The 16,895-nt window shown below is 42.7% G+C and carries 12 protein-coding genes; 2 read left to right on the forward strand and 10 right to left on the reverse strand.

From position 1 onward, the window contains the following. Window positions 1-202 precede the first annotated feature (202 nt). The 5 genes from JMX83_RS02330 to JMX83_RS02350 form a co-directional block, all read right to left on the reverse strand. Complete coding sequence (locus JMX83_RS02330) at window positions 203-1,918, reverse strand: sensor domain-containing protein (protein ID WP_201598713.1); 1,716 nt, start codon at window positions 1,916-1,918, stop codon at window positions 203-205. A gap of 160 nt (window positions 1,919-2,078) precedes the next feature. Beyond that, entirely contained in the window at window positions 2,079-2,939 is an 861-nt protein-coding gene (locus JMX83_RS02335; RefSeq protein WP_201598714.1) for a 16S rRNA (uracil(1498)-N(3))-methyltransferase, read from the reverse strand. Window positions 2,940-3,227: 288 nt separating this feature from the next. Then, window positions 3,228-4,076, reverse strand: coding sequence for a methylenetetrahydrofolate reductase (locus JMX83_RS02340; protein WP_201598715.1), 849 nt, complete (start codon window positions 4,074-4,076; stop codon window positions 3,228-3,230). A gap of 13 nt (window positions 4,077-4,089) precedes the next feature. Continuing rightward, window positions 4,090-5,514 carry an adenosylhomocysteinase gene (gene ahcY, locus JMX83_RS02345; protein ID WP_201598716.1) on the reverse strand — a complete coding sequence of 475 codons (1,425 nt, stop codon included), beginning with the start codon at window positions 5,512-5,514 and terminating at the stop codon, window positions 4,090-4,092. Window positions 5,515-5,862: 348 nt separating this feature from the next. Then, window positions 5,863-7,800 (reverse strand): TonB-dependent receptor domain-containing protein, encoded by a 1,938-nt coding sequence (locus JMX83_RS02350; RefSeq protein ID WP_201598717.1) that lies wholly within the window; start codon window positions 7,798-7,800, stop codon window positions 5,863-5,865. A gap of 401 nt (window positions 7,801-8,201) precedes the next feature. Here JMX83_RS02350 and JMX83_RS02355 point away from each other — a divergent pair, with 401 nt between their 5' ends. Then, entirely contained in the window at window positions 8,202-10,169 is a 1,968-nt protein-coding gene (locus JMX83_RS02355; RefSeq protein ID WP_201598718.1) for a mechanosensitive ion channel family protein, read from the forward strand. 40 nt (window positions 10,170-10,209) lie between these two features. Here the strand turns inward: JMX83_RS02355 and JMX83_RS02360 are convergent, their stop codons facing one another. From JMX83_RS02360 to JMX83_RS02380, 5 genes are all read right to left on the reverse strand, one after another. Next, complete coding sequence (locus JMX83_RS02360) at window positions 10,210-10,842, reverse strand: DNA-3-methyladenine glycosylase family protein (protein WP_201598719.1); 633 nt, start codon at window positions 10,840-10,842, stop codon at window positions 10,210-10,212. A gap of 172 nt (window positions 10,843-11,014) precedes the next feature. Next, window positions 11,015-11,746, reverse strand: a complete 732-nt coding sequence (locus JMX83_RS02365; protein WP_201598726.1) for a Smr/MutS family protein — start codon at window positions 11,744-11,746, stop codon at window positions 11,015-11,017. A gap of 107 nt (window positions 11,747-11,853) precedes the next feature. After that, window positions 11,854-12,729, reverse strand: a complete 876-nt coding sequence (gene trpC, locus JMX83_RS02370; protein WP_201598727.1) for an indole-3-glycerol phosphate synthase TrpC — start codon at window positions 12,727-12,729, stop codon at window positions 11,854-11,856. 72 nt (window positions 12,730-12,801) lie between these two features. Further along, entirely contained in the window at window positions 12,802-13,923 is a 1,122-nt protein-coding gene (gene trpD, locus JMX83_RS02375) for an anthranilate phosphoribosyltransferase (RefSeq protein ID WP_201598728.1), read from the reverse strand. Between the two features lie 100 nt (window positions 13,924-14,023). Then, complete coding sequence (locus tag JMX83_RS02380; RefSeq protein ID WP_201598729.1) at window positions 14,024-14,647, reverse strand: anthranilate synthase component II; 624 nt, start codon at window positions 14,645-14,647, stop codon at window positions 14,024-14,026. Window positions 14,648-15,457: 810 nt separating this feature from the next. Here JMX83_RS02380 and glnA point away from each other — a divergent pair. Next, complete coding sequence (glnA, locus tag JMX83_RS02385; protein ID WP_201598736.1) at window positions 15,458-16,867, forward strand: type I glutamate--ammonia ligase; 1,410 nt, start codon at window positions 15,458-15,460, stop codon at window positions 16,865-16,867. The last annotated feature ends 28 nt before the right edge of the window (window positions 16,868-16,895 follow it).

A 16,895-nucleotide genomic window follows, 5' to 3' on the forward strand; every position in this document is an offset into this window, starting at 1 on the left:
TAGCGATACAAGGCAGAATCTATCCCTCGAATTACTGCATATAAAATAAAAGGCAATATCGACCAAACAAAGAAAAACCGCTTTTAGAGCAAATGCACCAACAAGCGGTCTTGTGATATTTAGCAAACGTTAGTATTTGATAGCCACCCAATGCATGAGTGTGTCAAGCCCAGCCATGATGGAAGGGCAAATATCAAGACATCTATGATTGGACAGTATACTGTTTGACCAGCATTTCAGTGGCAACATCAGCGGGCACAGGTTTACCAAACCAATAGCCTTGTCCATTTTTGCAACCCATGTCCAGCAACACATCGCGCTGCTGTTCAGTTTCTATACCTTCTGCCACTACATGCATGTCTAGAGCGTCTGCCAAGTCTAGAATGGCTTTTACAATGGCATGCTGAGTACGGTCTGTATCAATTTTTGAGATAAAGCTCTTATCAATTTTAATAAAATCAAAGGGGTATTCTTGTAGGTAACTCAAGGATGCATAGCCCGTACCAAAATCATCTAAGGCAAGACAGACACCCAATTCTTTGAGGGCGTTGAGTTGTTTTCTGACATCATCATGGCGCTGAATCAAAGAGGATTCGGTCACTTCGATATGCAACTGACACGCTGCAATCTTGTGCTGTACCAATAGGCCGCTCACCATATCAAAAAATTCAGGATGACTAAATTCAGCAGCATCAGCATTGATACAGATGTGCTGACAAAAACCTTGCTGTCGCCATTCAGATAACTGGTTAGCAATCTTGTTAGCCATCTGTGAAAACAGCTCAAACGAGAGCTTATGGGTCAAAATAGCATCGATAAAATGTTTTGGTTTTAGTAGACCGCGAGTAGGATGTTGCCAGCGAACTAGCGCTTCAAATCCCGCAATTATTCCAGTATCCAATAAGAATTTTGGTTGATAATACGGTATGAACTGTCCTTCAGCCGACGCTGCTCGAAGATCAGCTTCTAACTGTAGGCTACCTGAAGTGGCTTCCTCAATCGTTTTGTCATACCAACGGATATCATCGCCGCCGTGTTTTTTGACATACTGTAAGGCTTTTTCTGCTTTGGTCAGTAAGCCTGTTACCTGAGCATCGTTTTTAGGAAAGTAACTGACGCCAACAGAGACATGGCAATAGATATGAGCATCCGTTGCCGCGTTCTCATTCATAGTGAAGGGTATCTCGCACATTTGCATGAGCGTATCTAGCTGATGACGCACCATATTGCCATCTTTGCATTCAAACAGTAATGCAAAATCATCACCACCAAAGTGAGAAAAGCAGCGTAAATTTTCTAGCTCGAGGGTTTTGACTCGCTCTACAAAGCTCTGTATCAATGAGTTAACGCCATCAGAACCCAACAAGCTTGCAAGATTACGATAGCGGTCAATATTTAAACGTACAAGGACAACTTCTTGATAGGTATCTAATAAAATATCACTGGCCTGACTCAAAAATACTTTGCGATTAGGCAATCCAGTGAGCTGATCGTAGTTGAGTAAATGTGCGACCTGCTTTTGATCTTTAACAACCGACGACATGTCACGTACCATGCCAACATGATAAACAGCTTGCTCGACACAAATCTTACGATAAGTCATATGGCAATCGATAGTCTCTCCATAGCGATTGACCATTGAAATATCAAATTCGTAAAAACCATGCTCGATCAAGTTTTTCTTAATGGCCTTTAAGATAAGCTGCTCTTCTTCTGACAAAAATTCAGCCGCGTAAATACCGAGTGGACGACCGACCAAAAATGACTCTTTATAGCCAATCATAAGCTCATAGCTGGCATTGACAGATAGATAGCGTAAATTACTGTCTAATACAAAAATAGCATCTTCGATCTGCTCACACAGTTGGGCCATGAGTTGCTGTTTAATCGATACTGGAATGGGGTCAAAGTTGCTCATAATAATGTCTCACAAAAAATAAAGGCTTATAAAAAATAAGTACTGTGATTCAATTTACTAAATTAGAACTAAGATCACTTTTGATTCTACACAATATAAAACAAAAGTTCTATTTTAAAGTGTCTATAAATGATAGTAAATCTCATTACTAATACTAATTTTAACCATACAAAGCGAGTAAAGTAGTCAATGCAACCACCGGTGCTGTCTCTGTACGTAATACCCTACTGCCAATTTGCCAAGGCATAAAACCTACAGATTCTGCTTTTTGACATTCATCGTCACTGAGACCACCTTCAGGACCAATCAATAGTTCAATATAAGGAGAGTCTTGCTTGAGAACTGAGGCCAGTTTCTCGGGTTTAGCAGGTTGTCCTGCTGCAGGCACACTCATCTGCATACGTAGATCCGCGGTTTTTTGTAGCACCTTATAATAAGTGTCTTGACTGAGTGTGGAGACGATAGGACTGACCATCGTTGCTGTATTCAAAGAATCAGAATGGTTTAGCCATTCATTGATAGATAGTGGGGCAAGGATCAAAGGAGGACGATTGAGACCGCATTGCTCACAGGCGGCGATAGCGACTTGTTGCCAGTGAGCCAGTTTTTTGTCAACTTGGGCAGGTTTTAGATTGACCTCACCATGATGACTGCTGAGTAACTGTATGGCAGTTACACCAAGCTCTGTTGCTTTTTGAATCGCGTAATCCATACGTTCGCCGCGACTCATTACTAAGCCAATTTTGCTAATAACAGGCGCCGTGCGATCATCGTTTAGATGAGTGAGTAAGGTAGCGGTGGCTTTTTTCTTACTGATCGTTTGCAGCGCTACTTGATACTCACCACCAAGTCCATCGAACAAGATACCTTGATCGCCGATATTGGCACGCAGCACTCGGCACCAATGATGGACGATGCTGTCTGGCAACTCAACGTCGCTCCCTAGAGGTAGATCACCCAGCTTAGATAAAGGCATAGCATCAGCATTGTCGTTATTAATGGCATAAAAAAAACGTCGCACGAGGTCTTATTCCTATTGTTTGATTGGGAGCGTTTATTATCGGGTCCATAGAATATCACTTGAGCTATCTAAAGGCATGGCTTTTATGATAATTATTGTTCAGCGGAGTCACTTTATCTATAGATAATACTATCGCACAGTGAAGCAAAAATAAAAAAGTAATTAAGATGAAATGTATCTTATAAAATATGAAAGGTAATAGCCCAAAATTTTTCCAATAAAAAACTGGCACTCCTAAGAGAGCCAGTTGAAAATCAATCAATTAGATTTGTACTTAAATATCAATAACTAGGCAGTTAAGCCCAGTGCTTCAACCAAGCGTCTGTTTGGCTCGACTTTGTTCATGCTATAAAAATGCATGGCTGGCACACCCTCGATAATCAAGCGCTCACATAAGCGATAAACCACATCAAACCCAAACTCACGAATAGATTTGCTGTCATCGCCAAAGTCGGCTAGTCGCTTACGTACATAACGTGGAATATCAGCGCCACAGCTGTCAGCAAAGCGTATCAGGTTACTAGAGTTAGTGATCGGCATGATGCCAGCTACCAATGGCTGGGCAATAGTATCGATACCGCGTTTTTCTAACGTGTCACGCAAATACAGATAACTGTCTGCATTATAGAAAAACTGCGTAATCGATGCATTGGCACCAGCGCGGTACTTATTCACCAAGTTGTCGACATCAAACTCAAAGCTACGCGCTTGTGGATGCATCTCAGGGTAGGCCGCCACTTCGATATGGAAGTGATCGCCTGAGTGCTCACGAATGAACTTGACCAAATCTACTGCAAATGGCAGCTCACCCATGCCAACCTGACCTGACGGTAAGTCGCCACGCAATGCGACAAGACGTTGGATGCCTAAGCTCTTATAAAACTCAAGCAACTCAGCGATTTCTGCTTTGTCATCACCGATACAAGACATATGCGGCGCAATTTCAGTATCACCGCGTACGCTTAGTGCTTGCACGATGTCTAAGGTACGGCTACGAGTTGAGCCACCCGCACCGTAGGTCACCGAAAAATACGCCGGTGACAACTTATTTAGCTCATCATAAGTGCTGAGAAGCTTTTCGTGACCTTGCTCGGTTTTTGCAGGAAAGAACTCAAAGGAGAAAGCCGGCTTACTCACAGTCAGGCTCCTTTTAGTATTTATAAGCGTCAGGTTTGAATGGACCTTCGACAGGCACACCCAGATACTCAGCTTGCTTTTCAGTTAGTTTGGTTAGTGTGCCGTTGAAGCCTGCAACCATCGCAGCGGCCACTTCTTCGTCCAACTTCTTAGGCAATACTTTTACGTACAAGTTATCAAAGCGCTCGTCAGTCGGTAGATCAGCAAACTTCTCTTCGAACAGATACATCTGTGCCAGTACTTGGTTGGCAAATGAGCCGTCCATGACGCGTGATGGGTGACCAGTAGCATTACCTAGGTTTACTAGACGACCTTCAGCAAGCAAGATCAAATAATCGTTTTCATCGTCTGAGCGGAAAATTTGATGAACTTGTGGCTTGATCTCAACCCAGCGCCAGTTATCACGCATAAACTGTGTGTCAATTTCAGTATCAAAGTGACCGATGTTACAAACGACTGCACCAGGCTTAAGGGCTGCTAGCATATGACGGTCACAAACGTGATAGTTACCAGTCGTGGTGACGATCATGTCAGTGTCTTCAAGCAAGCGCTTGTTAATGTTGTCTGCACCGCCAGTGTTATCGCCATCGATGTATGGTGATAATACCTCAAAACCGTCCATACATGCCTGCATAGCACAGATTGGATCAACTTCTGAGACACGTACGATCATGCCTTCTTGACGTAGGCTTTGTGTAGAGCCTTTACCTACATCGCCATAACCAATAACTAAGGCGCGGCGACCAGCAAGGAACATGTCTGTTGCGCGTTTGATGGCATCATTTAAGCTATGACGGCAGCCGTATTTGTTGTCATTTTTCGATTTGGTAACCGCATCGTTGACGTTAATAGCAGGCACCTTTAGCGTGCCCTTGTTCAACATCTCAACCAAACGGTGTACACCAGTGGTGGTCTCTTCTGAGATACCATGGATATTGTCAAGAAGCTCTGCATATTCATCATGAATCAAAGCGGTCAAATCACCACCATCATCCAAGATTAAGTTGGCATCCCACAGCTGGCCTGACGCTTCGCCGCCAACATGTACTTGCTGGCGTAGACACCATTCGTACTCTTCTTCTGTTTCGCCTTTCCAAGCATATACAGAGATACCAGCAGCAGCAATTGCCGCCGCAGCATGATCCTGAGTTGAGAAGATGTTACATGAGGTCCAACGTACTTCAGCACCTAGTGCGACTAGTGTCTCGATAAGTACGGCAGTTTGGATGGTCATGTGGATACAGCCAGCTATTTTCGCGCCTTTGAGTGGCTGGTCTGCTTCGTAGCGACGACGCAAGCCCATCAGGGCAGGCATTTCGGCTTCGGCAAGGGTGATTTCACGGCGGCCGTAATCAGCAAGGCTGATATCAGCGACTTTATAGTCAGTGAAAGAGGGGTCGATCGTATGGGCAGATGGTGTAGTAGACACTGCGTCCATAATATGCTCCTATCAGTGGTTAACGAATGATAAAAAGAATAAAAACGCAGGTGCCGTTGTTTGCGCTGTGAGCGGCCAAAACGATGGATGCTCAACAGTTAACCGAGCCTAACATAAGCAATGAATAGCAAGCGTTTGAATACAAACACGGCTACCAATATTTATGGCGCAACACCTCTCGGAGGTCGTTATTGTAATAGATGAGTGGTTAATTGTCACCTATTGGATAACATAAATAGCTGACGGCTTAGACAGATAAAACTTTAAACAGGAATCTATAGCCATAAAAAAGGTCATCGATTGATGACCTTTTTTGTTTTAATGTTTTTTGATATTACTCAGCCAAAATTAGTACCAGTTATAGGTTAGAGAGGTGAAATAACTTGTACCTTCTGTGGCGTACTCATTACCGAATTGGCTGGCAAGGGTATAATCTTCATCAGTAATATTATCTACACGCAAGTTAGCACGTAGATTAGGTGTGATATAGGCGCTTCCGCTTACGTTAAGTAGCGTATAGCTATCAAGTTCATTGTTTTCAGTTGTAAGTCTATCATCGCTATATTTTGCCTCGAGGCGCATATCGAACGTAGGTTGCTGATATCCGATATAAACTAAACCACTATTTTTAGGACGGTAAGGAAGTTGTTGATCAAAGTTGGCATTAGTTCTGGTTTTGTTCTTCGCGTCTAAGTAGTCATATCCTAGACCAAATATAAAATCATTCATATTCCAATCTGAGGTCAAACTCAAGCCTTTTATTTTTGCTTCACTAATGTTCGTACCGCTTGCAATAAGGTCTTCTGCGTCCGTGTGATAGCCTGTTAATCGTGAAGTTTGCATATCATTAGCGTATTCAACGAATACTTCAGTATTTTCAGTTTTTTCAGGCTTTAGGTTTGGATTGTTATCACCTGGGTAGTATAGGTCGTTAAAGGTTGGTGCGCGAAAGCCCGTGGCATAATTTGCACCGATGCGCATACCAGCTAGCGGACGTATGGCTGCCCCTAAGTTGTATGTATTTTCATTACCATATTGTGAGTTGTCATCTACACGATAGTTGGCTTGCAAATCATAATAAGTGTCCGCTAATTGATAACCTACAAAAGCGCTCTTAACATCTCTGTCGTCAGGGTCATAAGCCGTTTGAACAGCAGGATCAGGATAGTTTGAAAAGTCTAAAACATCTGAAGCATCTAGTTTTTGTGATAACCATTCTGCACCGACAATAACTGTACCAGGTTGCGAGTTAATACTAGTCTCTAAGCGTGCCTGCTCTTGAGTGGTATCAAACTGGCTACCATTGTCATAACTGATAGAGTTGTTATCGTGAGAGGTTGATTTATCAATACTTTGACCGTAGCTCAGTTTAGTAAGAGTTAATGGGGTTTTATATTGCAAATAGGCGTTAGCGCTACCGTTTTTTTGATCAGAGTAGGCGTAAGGAATGACTTTTCCGGCTGAGTCAAACTCAGTCGTAGAGTCTGAATATAAGCCGCTAATCCCTGCACTAAATGCATTTGTGAACTTGTGCTGCAGTGCCAAACTGACATTGGTAGATTCAAAACCATCATCATCAGAGTTATAATCAAAAGAATTACGATTAGCAATAGCGTTAAAACCATCAGTTTCGTTGCGACTGACACCTAAGCTCAATGATGAAGTGTCATTTTTAAGTTGACCTGTCACGCCGACTTGATAGTGATTATTACTACCGTAACCAACGGTAGTGGAAACATTAGATTGTTCTACGCTATTGCCCTTAGTGAAAATTTGAATGACACCGCCCATCGCATCTGAGCCATAAAGACTAGATCCTGAAGCGCCGTATAAAATTTCAATGCGATCAATTTGATCTGCTGACAATAAATTCAGCGATGGGCTACCTAAAGATACCGAGCTGTAGCGAATGCCATCGATAAGCACCAATACCTGCTTACTGTCGTAACCACGCATATAAAAATTACTGGTGGTTCCCATGCCACCACTTTGCGTAATGTTGATACCAGGTTGATTTTTCAATACATCAGTGACTGTTTGACCTTGATAACGCTGTAATTCTTCCTTATCAATTATACGAGTTTGCGCAATCACATTATTGGTCTTGGTAGGCGTACGTGTCGCTGTTACAACAATTTTATCAAGCTCAACTTGTGGCATCTCGCTATCGTTAGTATTGGTTACATCAGGGGTCGCCGCCATCGCTGTGCTGACTGCGAATAAACCAAGTGCGCTTAAAATACTTAAGCGAAGATAGGTGCGTGAAGATGAGCATGATAAAGACATGGTTGATTCCAAAGTAATCAGATTAAAAAATGCAAACATAAGAAATAACTATTAAGACGTAAAAGGTGTCAAAAGTTACAAAAAACAGTATATAAGCAAAACTGCGCTCATTATCTACAAAAGTTCCGCCTTTATAAACCACTTTAACCTAATGTTTCTTCACGGTAGGATGAATATAATTCATGATAAGGTACTAATTATTCATTAGAGAGCTACTTTTTCTATTAACGTCTACCATTTTCAGTAAGCGGGAGAGGTTGTACAGAGCGATAAAATAGCTAACTCACACAGTTAATGACAAAAACGTATAATCAAAAGCACTGCTGTTATAAATAATTGTTATCATAGTGCGGATATTATGTGTTCTTCATTGTGCCACTCATAAAGTTAAGAGGTTTGTTTTGTCTACTCAGCATAATCTGACTCCCAGTACCGCATCCCCTTCATCGAACTCTACTCTTAAGATACCATTTGCGGTCGTAATGCTTTTGCTGGCGATGATATTAAGTATTGTGTTGCCAAAAACCGCTTTTGCTGTTGACGCTGGTGCGCTTGGCGTTGGTGGTGATAGTAGTGAGGAGACGGTAGCTACACCTCTACCTGATTCATTTGGGCGAGATACGCCGCGTCATACCGTACAGGGTTTTATCAGTGCGCTGGGCGAAAACGACTACTTGCTGGCAAGTAACTATCTAAATTTATCCAAGTCTGATAACCCAACGACAGTCGTACGTCAGTTTAAGCAAGCGCTCGATGCGGGTGGGCGATTCCAACCTGATTTGCAAATCAGTAATACCCCTGAGGGCAATCTCACCGATCAACTACCACCGAATCAAGAAAATGTCGGTGTGATTAACATCGGTGAAAAAAGTGTGTCGTTGTTACTAGAAAGAGTGGTTTCTAAAGAGAACGAGCAGTATTGGCAATTCTCGAGTGAGACGCTGAGTTCCATACCGGAAGTGATAGAAAACTCAGAGCCGACCTTGGTATCTCGCTATACGGTGGATTCATTAGATGGTAAAAAACTCTTTGGTTATCAGCTGGCTGATTTGGTCGCTGCGCTATCTATGATCGTGAGCAGCTTTGTCCTCACTTATATCGCAGTATGGTTGTTATACCATCTATTGAGGATTATTTATCCTCGTGTGCGCGGCGTGCCTTTGCCATTACCTGACAAAGTGATACTGCCGCTTTCTGTAGTCATTATGGCGCTGATCTTATCTGAAGTGATGGTCTATGCAGGCGTGTCCGTCACGCTACGCGAACCAGTCAATCGCTTTACTGATATTGCTTCTTGGCTTGCACTAACTTGGCTGCTATTACGAGTTATTGATGCGATATTTACTCGAGCGGTTAATCTAAGCTATAAGAAAAACTATACTGAGCGTGTCTCAATCTTGGGACTGATGCGAAAAGTCGTTAAAGCGCTACTCTTAATATTTGCGGTCATTGTCATTTTTGGTAATTTGGGTTTTGACTTAACCACAGGTATTGCCGCACTGGGTGTGGGTGGTTTGGCATTGGCACTTGGTGCGCAAAAAACCATTGAAAACCTTGTTGGTAGTGTCGTCGTCGTCGCGGATTCACCAGTACGTATCGGTGATTATTGCAAATTTGGCACTTATGAAGGCACGGTTATTGACATCGGTATTCGCTCATCACGTGTGCGCACATTGACACGGACTGTTGTCACGGTGCCAAACGGTGATTTTTCATCGATGCAAATTGAAAACTTTACCTCGCGTGATATGTTCCGCTTCTTTCATCAGTTATATCTGAAGCGCACCGCGAATATCGATGTGGTCTTCAAGATGGTCAAAGACTTAGATGAGTTTTTAAATGAGCATTACTTGACCAACCAAGAATGGAATCAAGTTAATATTTTAGAGCTACGCCAAGACTGCTATGTCATTCAGCTACAGGCATATATCAATGCCAATGATGTGATGGAGTTTTATGATAAGCAAAACGTGGTATTCGTTGATGTATTAAACCAAGTCGCAAAATATGATGTCGAACATGCATTGCCAACCCAGCAGCTGATCGTCAATCAAGCTGAGCTTGAACATCATATGGAAAACAATACTGTTGAAACAGAAGATGATGTTTCAGAAGACCATAGCAATACGAATACCAATGAAACAAATGTCAGTCTAGAAAGTAATGATGATAATTCTGGCGGTGTGATTATCAACAAAGACACCGACAATGCTAACGATGATATGGCAAATAATCAAAAGTCATCTATGGCAACTGTCAGTAGAAAGGGTGCGCTCAAAGCGCTCAAACACAAAAGTCGTATGCTAAGAAAAAGCAAATTTAAGCATACTAGAAACAAATTTAGCTTGTCTATATGGAATCAGCCTTAGAAACGGTTTTTCCATATAGGCAATCACTCTACACGGTCAGCTATAAAGGTACTGCGGTTTTATTGCGTAATAAGCCGTAGTATGACCAAAGCAGTAAGCTGGCAGTGCTGCGATAAGGTGACCAGTGCTGAGTGAGGTTTTTGAGCTGCTTGGGTGTTGGTCGTTCTGCTAAGCCTAGCAACTCCATCGCTGCAACCTTAATGGCTAAGTCATCGACAGCAAGCACGTCTGCGCGTTTTAAAGAAAAGAGCAAGTACATTTCAGCGGTCCAGCGTCCGATGCCCGTAACCGCGGTAAGTGTGTTTACTACCTCTTCATCAGGCATGTTTTCTAAAGCCATAAAATCTATATCATGATTGACTAAAGAGCGGATATAGCGAGTTTTTTGCTTAGACAATCCATGAGCTTTTAAAGCCTCGTCAGTTGCTTCATCGATTTTATGCGGCGTTGTCAACGCTGCATCAACCAACCGCTTCCAGATACTTGCCGCAGCGGCGACAGACAGCTGCTGACCAACCATCGCTCTCATTAATTGCTCAAACCCACCTGCATTGTGCCTAAGATCAGGTAGACCAACATGCTCGTAGATAGCAGCAAATTTCGGTTCGATAGCAACTAATGCGGTGATGTTTTCCTGTAGTGCTTGTTTATTTTCAATGGTTTTGATACTCATAAGGACTTCGCTTGACTAATTAAACAGTGCACGAGTGAATCCAATAGTAAAGGGTAGGAGGCACATATTAAAGGGAAAATCGTTAAAGATTGATATACGAGTTATAGATAAAAAAAGGACTGCAAATAAGCAGTCCTTTTTTATTTAATAGAGTTATCATAAGCGATGACTTCTATTCGCCATCTGCTTTAGGTTTTTTGAGCAGTACCAATACCGCACCATTGCCACCATCCTTTGGCGGCGCAGAGCAAAACGCCAATACTTCTGGCAATTGGCGTAACCAGCCATTGATACAGGTTTTTAGAATCGCTTCGCTACCTTTACCATGGACGATTTTTACCATGGTTTCATTTTTTTGCTTCGCTTGGCTTAGCAGTTGCGTCATGGCGTCACGTGCTTCTTCTATCGTACAGCCATGAATGTCTACCGCATCGTACCAACGCAACTTACCTTTTTTGAGCTGATCAAAGATTTTATTTTGCAAGGTTGGCTGCTTATATGACAAATAGGCTTCAGCAGCGACAGGGTTTAGTAGGGCTTGCATATCTGACAAGCCAGCGCCTAAATCACTAGCTTCACTGCCTTGAGCGGCCGCACGTTTTGATAGTGTTGCTGCATCAGGTTTACCCGCTCTTGCCGTGCTAGTAGGTGAGCGTACGTTTTTGTCTTCTAGCTGACTGACACCATGCATAGCTTGCATGAACAGTACTTTGTCATCATCGACATGTTCACTATCTAGCTGCTTGACGGTCTTTTTCACTTGTTTTTGAGTCAGTAAAGAAACAGGCTCAGTGGGCTTTTGGTTTTCACCTTCAGGTGAATTAGTATCACGGCCTTTACTTAATTGGCCTTTTAGTTCTTTGAGCTGGTCTTGCATTTCTTTTGAAAACAGAGAGTTTGACATAAAAGTTAACGTATCGTTGATTGATGAATGAAAGGTTGAGTAATTTATAGGGTAAATATTTTATTCAAGCTATCTGATTCTATTGAAGCCTGAATTATTGAGTTACTTTACTCGTCTACTGCGACGCCCGCAAGTAAGGATTGTAACGCTTGTCCCGGATGATCGGTTTTCATAAATTGCTCACCGATTAAAAAGTGCTGAATATCATGACTTAGCATAAGACGAATATCATCACTGCTATGAATGCCGCTCTCGGTCACAATCAATGGTTTTTGATCGGCATCATCAGTATCAGTAGAGAGTGCTTCGATTAAGATGTTTTTTAAATCGAGTGTAGTTTGTAGGTCAACGTCAAACGTGTTTAAATCACGATTATTAATACCATAAATATTGTGTGCTGAGCGTGGTAGCTGTAGTGCCCGTTCAAGCTCAGACTGTGTATGCACCTCTATCAACACATCCATGCCAAGCTCAATACTTAGTGCGTGCAACTCTTTTACTTGCGCATCGTCTAAGCAGGCCATAATGAGTAAGATACAGTCAGCACCCATTAAGTAAGATTGATATATTTGATAGACATCAATCATAAAATCTTTGCGAAGTATCGGTAAGCTTGAGACATTTGCCGCTTGAATAAGATACGTATCATCGCCTTGAAAATAATCGCGATCAGTCAGCACTGATAGACAGCTGGCGCCTGCTTGCTCGTACTGCTGCGCAAATAGAGCAGGGGTAAAATCGTGATTGATAATACCTTTAGATGGTGAGGCTTTTTTGATTTCAGCAATGATGCCAATACCATTATTTTCAGTGCTAGCAGCACGTAAGGCAGCAGAAAAACCTCGGCGCGGTTTGTTATCAGCTGCGACTTTTGCTTGCAAATCTTCAAGCGATAGCGCCGCGCGAGCTGCTTTTACTTCTTCTACTTTGGTTGCGACAATGCGCTGTAGTACCGAAGGTATGTCTGAATGAGTTGTGGTCATGCTGTTATCCGAATGTTGTTAAAGGTAAATAGGCAGTGATATATAGTTTTGCACTGTATTGGTGCGTATAAATCAACCTTCAGTCACTAGCTGCTGCGTGTATTTGGCCAAAGACTCAAGCTTGAGTAAAGCATCACCATTTTGGATAATTTTTTGAGCTCGGCTAACGCCATTAGGATAGTTGCTGGCAAGTCCGGCGGTGTATATTGCCGCACCTGCGTTCAAAGCAATCATGTCACGGGCTTTAAGTACAGCACGGTCATGGGTATCAGCACCAGACAGAGCAGCACGAATCAGTGCAAGACTTTGCTCAGGAGAGTCGACATCGAGACCAATCAGGGTTTGAGATTCGATACCTGCATCTTCTGGCATCATCTCATAAACGGATATTTCACCATCTTTTAGTTCAGCAACTGTGGTCGAGGTTGCTAGACTGATTTCATCCAGCCCATCTTTTGCGCCCACGACCATGACATGCCGTGCGCCTAGGTTTTTCATGACTTTGGCAATTGGCTCACAGAGCTGCGCAGTGAATACCCCGATGACTAAATTGGGCGTACCAGCAGGGTTGGTTAGTGGGCCTAAAATATTAAAAATGGTACGCGCTTTTAGCTCACGGCGTACAGGATTGGCATAACGCATGGCACTGTGATGGTTGGGCGCAAACAAAAACCCAACCCCTTCGTTCTCGATACAATCTTTTGCTTGTTCTGGAGTCAGCGCAAGACTGATGCCTGCTTGCTCAAGCAAATCTGAGCTACCAGATCTGGTTGAGACACCGCGATTACCATGTTTGGCAACTTGTGCGCCAGCCGCCGCGACAACGAATGCCGATGCAGTCGATACGTTAAATAAATTGGCACCATCACCGCCAGTACCAACGATGTCGACCAAATAGTCACAGTTTTTTGGCTCAATATTGGCAGCTAGCGCACGCATCGCACTGGCTGATGCGGTGATCTCATCGATAGATTCACCTTTCATACGTAGACCTGTCAAGATAGCGCCCATCATCGCGTCGCTACATCTGCCTTGCATGATGATCAGCATCACTTGATACATCTCGTCAAAGGTCAAATCGATGTGCTGAAAGATTCTACTCAAAGCTGTCGTCAATAATTGGTGTATTTGAGCGTCAGACAGTTTTGCAATACCCTCTGGCGTGTGATCTTCTTCTATTTTTGTCGTACTCATGATGATCTCGCTTATGATTATTTTTTGTGTGAATCTGTTTTTTATGTAAATCTGTCTATGATTTGAGATAGAGTCATGAAAGCAGGCTCTTAAGCCAAAACTAGCCTACCTGTGGTAGCGCATCTGATGCTAGTTTTGCCAAGCCATAAGTGTGTAAAAAGTTATTAAGTAATTGATAACCTGCTTCGCTCAAAATGGACTCAGGATGAAACTGGACGCCCTCTACGGCAAGTGTCTTGTGGCGTATACCCATGATCTCTTCGATACTACCATCAACATTCTGCGTCCATGCGGTCAGCTCAAGGCAATCTGGCAGGGTACGCTTATCGATGACAAGTGAATGATAGCGTGTGACTTGCGATGGGTTTGGTAATCCGGCAAATACGCCTTGGTCATTATGATAGACGGCTGATAACCGTCCGTGCATAACTTCACCTGCTTTGACGATTTGTCCACCAAATGCCTGCCCAATCGCTTGATGACCCAAACAAATACCAAGTATCGGAATAATGCCTTTGAATGTCTCGATAACTTCGAGCGAAACACCGGCACGATCAGGGTCGCATGGACCTGGGCCAATAACAATCACGTCCGGTGCTAAAGTTCGAATCTGCTCGATAGTGACCTGATCATTACGCCAAACAGTGATGTCCTGCTGCAATTCACCGAAATACTGTACGATATTGTACGTAAAGCTGTCGTAATTATCGATCATCAAAATCATGAAGGTGTCAACTTATCAGTTTTATTCTGTTTGTAATATGGGATATACGTCTACTGTTGATCAGGGCTTTGGTTGCCAAACAAAAGCAGCTATGACTGTGACAGAGGGCGTTATGGCGCGCGGTTATCTTACCACTATTTTGTTCTCTATCAAATGCAGAGCATAGGCTAGCTAAATAAGCACTACATAAAAATATTTTTCTCTGATCATAATGATTTCACAACCAGAGCCAAATCAGCAAATCGATATTCTATTATTGCACCGTAATAGAGCGATATAATAATTACAAGGTTTTTTAAGCACTAATACAGTGCAAAAATATCATAATTAGTGCATCTAATAACTGCTTAATACGAAGGTTATTAGAAAAAATATATTTTCATATGAAAATAATTTGGTATAAGGCGCTGTAATTATTGGAAATGTGTTATTTTAAGTGGGGTAGATAGTAGTTTTCTTAGATATTGGCATAGTCTTTGCATTGATGCTGGTATGATTATTAGTGACCACAAAAACGGGTCTAAAAATAATTATTCATAAGTGCCAGAAGAGTTCAGCATGACGAGTTATATATTGCTAGAATGATATGAGAATTGACTTAGGATGTTTGTAGACCATTGAGATGACTATTGGTCTAATTAAGAAAGCGTCTTAGATGAGTGTCTTGACTAATACGACAAATAGTGCTGATAATAAGCATAATATCGAATGCGCTGTTTGGTATTGGAAGGACATCTGGAATTCTTGCACAAGAAATGGCACCAACAATTTTAAATTGCAATAACGTGACCAACACAACGGAGATTATGTATGTCGAACAAATTATTAGATCTTATTCAATCCTCTAATGCTAAATGGGTTGACTTTCGCTTCACTGATACGCGCGGTAAAGAGCAACACATTAGCTTCCCAGCATCTACTGTCGATGAAGATGTCATGGAAGATGGCAAAATGTTTGATGGCTCATCTATCGCTGGTTGGAAGGGTATCGAAGCGTCTGATATGATCTTGCGTCCTGACCCAGAAACAGCGTTCGTTGATCCGTTCTTTGATGCGGTTACTGTCGTCGTGACTTGTGACATTATTGAGCCATCAACGCTACAAGGCTATGATCGCGATCCACGCTCTATCGCACGTCGCGCTGAAGAGTACTTAAAGTCAACTGGTATCGGTGATACTGCTTACTTCGGTCCTGAGCCTGAATTCTTTGTATTTGACGATGTAAAATGGTCAGTTGATATGTCTGGCGTCAGTCATAAAATCACTGCTGAAGAAGCGGCATGGTCAACTAACGAGACTTATGAGTGGGGCAACATGGCGCATCGTCCACGCGTCAAAGGCGGCTACTTCCCAGTACCACCAATCGACAGCTCACACGATATGCGTGCTGTCATGTGTGAACGTATCGAAGAAATCGTTGGTGAAGGCCGCGTTGAAGTTCATCACCACGAAGTGGCGTCTTGCCAGTCTGAAATCGGTGTAGCGTTCAACACAATGGTACGTAAAGCGGATGAAGTTCAGCAATTGAAATATGTTGTTCATAACGTTGCGCACCAGTTTGGTAAAACAGCGACCTTTATGCCGAAGCCAATCGTTGGTGACAATGGTTCAGGTATGCACGTGCATATGTCAATCTCAAAAGATGGTGTAAACACATTCTCTGGTGATGAGTATGCGGGTCTGTCTGAGACTGCATTGTACTTCATTGGTGGTATCATCAAGCACGCTCGTGCATTGAACGCGATTACCAACCCATCAACCAACAGCTACAAGCGTCTTGTACCACATTATGAAGCACCTATTAAGCTTGCGTATTCAGCGTCTAACCGCTCAGCATCTATTCGTGTGCCACATGTGAGCAGCCCGAAAGCCGTACGTATTGAAGCTCGTTTCCCTGATCCAACGGCGAACCCATACTTGGCATTTGCTGCGCTATTGATGGCAGGCCTTGACGGTATCCAGAACAAAATGCATCCAGGCGAAGCAGCTGACAAAAACTTGTATGACTTGCCACCAGAAGAAGAAGCGCAAATCCCAACGGTTGCAGAGAGTCTAGACGTCGCACTACAAGCGCTGCGTGATGACCATGAGTTCTTATTAAAAGGCGATGTGTTCACCAAAGACATGCTAGAAGCATTCATCGCACTTAAAGAAGATGAAGTACAACGTCTAAACGTGACTGTACACCCTGTCGAGTTTGATATGTACTACAGCTGCTAATAATGAATTAGTCGGTTAAGTTAATTCA

The sequence above is a fragment of the Psychrobacter piscatorii genome (assembly GCF_904846415.1).
Taxonomy (GTDB): Bacteria; Pseudomonadota; Gammaproteobacteria; order Pseudomonadales; family Moraxellaceae; genus Psychrobacter; species Psychrobacter piscatorii.

Bases quoted from the DNA above. Each gene is read 5' to 3' on its own strand.
- JMX83_RS02330 (WP_201598713.1), bottom strand. From the start codon at position 1,918: ATGAGCAACTTTGACCCCATTCCAGTATCGATTAAACAGCAACTCATG.
- ahcY (WP_201598716.1), bottom strand. From the start codon at position 5,514: ATGGACGCAGTGTCTACTACACCATCTGCCCATACGATCGACCCCTCT.
- JMX83_RS02350 (WP_201598717.1), bottom strand. From the start codon at position 7,800: ATGTCTTTATCATGCTCATCTTCACGCACCTATCTTCGCTTAAGTATT.
- JMX83_RS02360 (WP_201598719.1), bottom strand. From the start codon at position 10,842: ATGAGTATCAAAACCATTGAAAATAAACAAGCACTACAGGAAAACATC.
- JMX83_RS02365 (WP_201598726.1), bottom strand. From the start codon at position 11,746: ATGTCAAACTCTCTGTTTTCAAAAGAAATGCAAGACCAGCTCAAAGAA.
- trpC (WP_201598727.1), bottom strand. From the start codon at position 12,729: ATGACCACAACTCATTCAGACATACCTTCGGTACTACAGCGCATTGTC.
- trpD (WP_201598728.1), bottom strand. From the start codon at position 13,923: ATGAGTACGACAAAAATAGAAGAAGATCACACGCCAGAGGGTATTGCA.
- JMX83_RS02380 (WP_201598729.1), bottom strand. From the start codon at position 14,647: ATGATTTTGATGATCGATAATTACGACAGCTTTACGTACAATATCGTA.
- glnA (WP_201598736.1), top strand. From the start codon at position 15,458: ATGTCGAACAAATTATTAGATCTTATTCAATCCTCTAATGCTAAATGG.